The organism is Aureimonas pseudogalii, from assembly GCF_014196835.1.
Classification (GTDB): domain Bacteria; phylum Pseudomonadota; class Alphaproteobacteria; order Rhizobiales; family Rhizobiaceae; genus Aureimonas; species Aureimonas pseudogalii.
In genome coordinates, this window is the sequence record NZ_JACIEK010000008.1 from 189,056 (window position 1) to 195,055 (window position 6,000).

The window sequence follows — 6,000 nt, forward strand, 5'->3', positions numbered from 1 at the left end:
TCGTGCGCGCTGCGTACGGCCCTTTTTCGTGTCCGACGGCCGACGCGGGCATGGCGCCGGGTTGCGTCGCGCGAAGCGCTCGGTTCTCATCGCACCGGCGCCCGGAGGGGGCGAACCTGGGAGGACAGACGTGGACCGTCGCAATTTCTTGAAGAAGGCCGGGACGTTTTCGGGAGGGGCCGTCGCCGCGACGGGGCTCGCTGCACCCGCCATGGCGCAGTCGGCGCCGGAGGTGCGCTGGCGCCTGACATCGAGCTTCCCGAACACGCTCGACACCATCTTCGGTGGGGCCGAGACCCTTGCGAAGGCAGTGTCGGAGATCACCGGAGGACGCTTCCGGATCGACGTGTTTCCGGCCGGCGAACTCGTGCCGGGGCTACAGGCGCTCGACGCGGTGCAGGACGGTACCGTCGAAGCGGCGCATACGGCTTGCTACTACTATGTGGGCAAGGATCCGACCTTCGCGATCGGCGCGACGATTCCGTTCGGTCTGAACGCCCGCCAGCAGAACGCCTGGCTCTACCATGGCGGCGGCAACGAACTGTTCGACACGTTTCTCGAAGGCTACGGCGTGAAGGGACTGCCCGGCGGCAACACCGGCGTGCAGATGGGCGGCTGGTTCCGCAAGGAGATTAACTCCGTCGCCGATCTCAGCGGCCTGAAGATGCGCATTGCGGGGTTGGCTGGCCGCGTGGTCGAGCCGCTCGGCGTCGTGCCGCAGCAACTGGCGGGCGGCGACATCTATCCGGCGCTGGAGCGCGGCACGATCGACGCCACCGAGTGGATCGGTCCCTATGACGACGAGAAGCTGGGCTTCTACCAGGTGGCGCCGTACTACTATTATCCTGCCTTCTGGGAGGGCGGACTGACCGTGCATTTCCTCTTCAACAAGGAGAAGTACGAGGCGCTGCCGGCCGAGTACAAGGCGGCGCTCGACACGGCGGCGAAGGCGGTCAACGTCAACATGCTGGCGCTGTACGACGTGAAGAACATGCAGGCGATTCGCTCGCTCGTCGGCAAGGGCGTGCAGCTTCGGCCGCTGCCGCGCGACATTCTCGACGCGTCCTACGATTCGGCGATGAAGCTTTACGCTTCGCTTTCGGCGAGCAACCCGAAGTGGAAGGCGGTCTACGAGCCTTGGAGCCAGTTCCGCTCGCAGAGCTTCGAATGGTTCCGCGTCGCGGAGTATTCCTACGACACCTACGTCTATTCGCAGCAGGCCGCCGGCAAGTAGGCGACCCGCAGACCGACACGGAAAGGCCGGCGAACGCGCGTTCGCCGGCCTTTCGCATGGATCGCTACCGGGCGGGCGCAGCGCCGAAGGAGGGGGCCGCCGGAGCGCCGAAGCTTGGGGCCGCAGGAGCCGCGGCCGGTGCGGGCGTTGAAGGCACGCCAAAGCTAGGTGCCGCCGGGACGCCGAAAGAGGGCGCAGCCGGTTGTCCGAAGGACGGCGCAGCCGGAGCGCCGAAGCCGGGAGCCACGGGGTTGGTGCCGGAAGCGCCGGACGGGCCACCTGGCATGGGGACGTTCAGCTGGATCGTCGAGGGATCGACCAGGGTTTCCTTCTTCAGAAAGTAGGTCACCGACTGCGGCCAGAGGATGAGCACCGCGACGAGCAGCAGCTGCAGGAAGAGCCACGGGATCGCGCCGAGATAGATGTCGGAGCTCTTGATCGAAGCCGGCGCGATGCCCCGCAGGTAGAACAGCGCGAAGCCGAAGGGCGGGTGCATGAACGAGGTCTGCATGTTGACGCAGAGGAGCACGCCGAACCAAACGAGATCGATGCCCAGCGAGTTCGCCACCGGTGCCAGCAGAGGTACGATGATGAAGGCGATCTCGAAGAAGTCGAGGAAGAAGGCGATGAAGAAGATGAAGATGTTGACGAAGATCAGGAAGCCGACGACGCCGCCCGGGATGTGAGACAGAAGGTACTCGATCCAGTGGCCGCCATCCATGCCCTGGAAGACGAGGCTGAAGACCGTGGAGCCGATGAGGATGAACACCACCATCGAGGTGAGGCGCATCGTCATCGCCATGGCTTGGCGCGTAAGGGTCCAGGACAGGCGTCCGTGCAGGGCGGCCAGCAGGATCGCACCGACCGATCCCATCGCGCCGGCCTCGGTGGGCGTCGCCAGCCCCATGAACATCGTGCCGAGCACGAGGAAGATCAGCGCCAGCGAGGGAATCATGCCCTTGGCGACCTGCCAGAGCAGCGCCCGGCCGCTCTTGGTGCGCGCCTCCGGCGGCAGCGGCGGCATCTTGTGCGGCTGCAGCTTGGAGACGACGAAGATGAAGCCGAGGAACAGCGCGATCTGCAGGAGCGAAGGGCCGATCGCGCCGGCATACATGTCGCCCACCGAGCGCCCGAGCTGGTCGGCCAGGATGATGAGCACGAGCGAGGGCGGGATCACCTGAGTGATCGTGCCGGAGGCGGCGATGACGCCGGTGGCGAGTCGCTTGTCGTAGCCGTAGCGCATCATCACCGGAAGCGAGACGACGCCCATGGCGATGACCGAGGCCGCCACCGTGCCCGTGATGGCGCCGAGCACCGCGCCGACGATCACCACCGCGTAGGCGAGACCGCCGGGAACCGGGCCGAAGAGCTGACCGGAGCCCTCCAGCAGATCCTCGGCGAGCCCGCAGCGCTCAAGGATCGCGCCCATGAAGGTGAAGAACGGGATCGCCAGCAGGAGATCGTTGGAGATGACGCCGTAGAAGCGCAGCGGCAAGGCGTTCAGCAGGGCGGGGCTGAAATGGTCGAAGGCGATGCCGAGCATGCCGAAGAGCATGCCGACCGCCGCTAGCGAGAAGGCGACCGGGAACCCCATGATGAGGAACGCGATCATCCCGCCGAACATCAGCGGCGGCATCGGGCCGTATTCAAACATGCGTCAGTCCCCCGATCGGCGCCGTCACTGCAGCGGCTTCTCGTACTTCGTCTCGAGCGTGATGATTCCCGACAGGGCCGCGAACCGCTTGATGAGTTCCGACAGACCTTGAAGGAAGAGAAGCGCGAAGCCGAGCGGCAAGGTCGCCTTGGCAGGCCAGAGGATCAGCCCGCCGGCGTTCATCGAGCCCTCGCCCGTGATGAAGGAGCGCCAGAAGAACGGGAAGGTCAGGGTGAAGAGATAGCCGATGACCGGCAGGAACAGCACCGTGAAGCCGACGATGTCGACGAAGATCCGACCCTTCGGTGAAAGGGCGGAGTAGAGAAGATCGACCCGCACGTGCTCGTTCATCCGCAGCGTGTAGGACGCGCCGAGCAGCACGATGCCCGCGAACATATACCACTGGATTTCCAGCATACCGTTCGAGCTGATGTTGGCGACGTAGCGCAAGAGCGCGTTGCCGGCGCTGATGAGCACGGCGATCAGCACCAGATAGTCGGCGATCACCGCGAATCCCGCCGTCAGTCGATCGACCGCCCGGCTGAAAGCGAGCAGAACTCCCATCGTTCCTCCCAAGGCGCTATGGCTCGGCGGACCCAAATTCCTCGTGGATCGGGGCCGCCGACGAACATGAACGTCCCGTTCGCCTACGCTGAAAGGTCAAGAGATTGCCAGCACTATTTCGTCTGGATTTGCCGCGAGGATGCCGGGGGCGGGCTACGCAGGCATCGAAGACATCAACGGTTCGCGATCGAGGCGCGGCGGGACGATGACGATCGAGCAGCGCGTACGCCGGCAGCAACAGATCGTCTCGAAACTGGCGGCGCAGTTGCGATTCGAAATGCTGGTGCTGCGACGGCTGGAGGACCGGGCGAGGCCGGACCATGCCTCGCCCGAACCAGACATCCTCATGGACAGTCTGGCTGCCGTCCACGGGGCCGCCCTCCGACGACACCTCGCCGCAGCCCTGCAGCGGCCGTTGTCAGACGATGAAGCGACGGGCGGCGTAAAGGGCGACCGCGGCGGCGTTGGAGACGTTGAGCGAGCGGATGGCGCCGGGAACTTCGAGCCGCGCGAGCAGTGAGACGGTTTCGCGCGTCTTCTGCCGCAGGCCCTTGCCCTCCGAGCCGAGGACGAGCGCGATTCGCGGTCCCGAGAACGACGTCTCGAGCACTTCGCCGGTGTCCGAATCCAGTCCGATTGTCTGGAAGCCGCGATCGGCCAGCTCCGTCAGGGCTTCCGCGAGATTGGTGATCTGGATGTAGGGGATGAGCTCCAGCGCGCCTGACGCGGCCTTGGCGAGCACGCCGGATTCCTGCGGCGAATGACGAGAGGTCGTGACCACCGCACCGGCGCCGAACGCGACCGCCGAACGCAGGATCGCTCCGACATTATGGGGATCGGTGACCTGGTCGAGCACCAGCACGAGATCGGCCTCCTTCAGGTCGGACAGCCGGCCTGGAGCAAGCGGATCCGTTTCGATCATCACGCCCTGGTGCACGGCTTCGCTGCCGAGTTCGGTGTCGAGAAAGCGCGGCTCGACGATCTCGAGCGGGAAGGGCGGATTGCCTTCGTCGAGTTCCAGCCGGTTCAGCGCATTGCGCGTCGCATGGATCTGGTGGATGCGCCGCGCCGGATTGGCGAGCGCCGCCTCGACCGTATGGAGACCGTAGAGCCGCACGCGGTCGGCCGGGCCGGGCTTGCCCGGTCGCGCCGGCATACGCGCCGGCAGCGGCGCGCCTGCCTTCGACTGGGTCTGATCGCGATGGGCACGACGCAGGTTGGCGTAGTGCGAATCTTTCGGGGTGTGGGTCGTCTTCTTGTCGCTCATGCTCGTCTTCTAGCTCAGAATGCGCGCGCCCGGTATGGGCCGCGAACGAGGATGGTTCGCAGCGAAGTTTGGCGTGGTGGCATGTTGACAGGGCACCGCCCCGATTGCATAACGCCGCTCGACACGGAGCGGCCCACCGGCTGCTTCGTCTCACTCTCGTGAAGCCCTGCAGCAGTTCTGGAGGGATGCCCGAGTGGTTAAAGGGGACGGACTGTAAATCCGTTGGCTCAGCCTACGTTGGTTCAAATCCAACTCCCTCCACCACTGCAGGCCGGGCTTCGCGGCGAACGCGGGTATAGCTCAGTGGTAGAGCAGCAGCCTTCCAAGCTGAATATGCGGGTTCGATTCCCGCTACCCGCTCCAACCGGCCTTTGCTTTGGGATTTTGTAGGTCTGCGCGTTCGTCTGACGGACCACCCAGCGCGTCATGGTTCGGCTAAGCCTTATAGGGTCGGAAGAGCCGGACGGCTCTTTCTCCGCCATGTCGGCGGCTTCGTCTGCAGCGGTTCACTGGCGACGTTAAGCGCATTCGCTTGTATTTCGAATCCGGCCTCGCTATGTCGCGGCCCTATTCTCGCAAGCCTCGTGAATTGGATGACAGCGAAATGGCCAAGAGCAAGTTTGAGCGCAACAAGCCGCATGTGAACATCGGCACGATTGGTCACGTCGACCACGGGAAGACGTCGCTGACGGCGGCGATCACGAAGTACTTCGGCGAGTTCCGCGCGTACGACCAGATCGACGCGGCGCCGGAGGAGAAGGCGCGCGGCATCACGATTTCGACGGCGCACGTGGAGTACGAGACGGAGAACCGTCACTACGCCCACGTCGACTGCCCCGGCCACGCCGACTACGTGAAGAACATGATCACGGGCGCGGCGCAGATGGACGGCGCGATTCTGGTGTGCTCGGCGGCCGACGGCCCGATGCCGCAGACGCGCGAGCACATCCTCCTGGCGCGCCAGGTCGGCGTTCCCGCGCTGGTGGTGTTCCTGAACAAGGTAGACCAGGTCGACGACGCCGAGCTGCTGGAGCTCGTCGAGCTCGAGGTTCGCGAGCTTCTGTCGATGTACGAGTATCCGGGCGACGACATTCCGATCGTCAAGGGTTCGGCGCTGGCGGCGCTCGAGGATAGCGACAAGACGATCGGCGAGGACGCCGTTCGCGAGCTGATGAAGCAGGTCGATGCCTACATCCCGACGCCGGAGCGTCCGATCAACCTGCCGTTCCTGATGCCGATCGAGGACGTGTTCTCGATCTCGGGCCGCGGCACGGTGGTGAC

5 protein-coding genes and 2 tRNA genes are annotated in these 6,000 nt (G+C 65.1%); 4 read left to right on the forward strand and 3 right to left on the reverse strand.

The genetic code is table 11. The features are described from left to right. Positions 1-130: 130 nt before the first annotated feature. A complete protein-coding gene (locus tag GGR04_RS15355; protein WP_183200797.1) occupies positions 131-1,234 on the forward strand; it encodes a TRAP transporter substrate-binding protein in 1,104 nt (367 codons plus the stop codon). Positions 1,235-1,298: 64 nt separating this feature from the next. Here GGR04_RS15355 and GGR04_RS15360 read toward each other — a convergent pair whose 3' ends face one another. The 3 genes from GGR04_RS15360 to GGR04_RS15370 form a co-directional block, all read right to left on the reverse strand. Continuing rightward, positions 1,299-2,888 (reverse strand): TRAP transporter large permease subunit, encoded by a 1,590-nt coding sequence (locus GGR04_RS15360; RefSeq protein ID WP_183200798.1) that lies wholly within the window; start codon positions 2,886-2,888, stop codon positions 1,299-1,301. Positions 2,889-2,912: 24 nt separating this feature from the next. Beyond that, positions 2,913-3,452: a TRAP transporter small permease subunit gene (locus GGR04_RS15365; protein ID WP_183200799.1), complete on the reverse strand. Its 540-nt coding sequence runs from the start codon at positions 3,450-3,452 to the stop codon at positions 2,913-2,915. Between the two features lie 418 nt (positions 3,453-3,870). Then, positions 3,871-4,719, reverse strand: coding sequence for a TrmH family RNA methyltransferase (locus GGR04_RS15370; protein WP_183200800.1), 849 nt, complete (start codon positions 4,717-4,719; stop codon positions 3,871-3,873). Positions 4,720-4,898: 179 nt separating this feature from the next. On the opposite strand from GGR04_RS15370, the gene GGR04_RS15375 reads away from it, so the two are divergent. From GGR04_RS15375 to GGR04_RS15385, 3 genes are all read left to right on the forward strand, one after another. After that, positions 4,899-4,983 (forward strand) — tRNA-Tyr (locus GGR04_RS15375). Between the two features lie 25 nt (positions 4,984-5,008). Next, positions 5,009-5,082, forward strand: a tRNA-Gly gene (locus GGR04_RS15380). A 241-nt stretch (positions 5,083-5,323) separates the two neighbouring features. Further along, positions 5,324-6,000 (forward strand): GTP-binding protein (locus GGR04_RS15385; protein ID WP_183200801.1); only part of this gene is annotated, 677 nt, incomplete at its 3' end.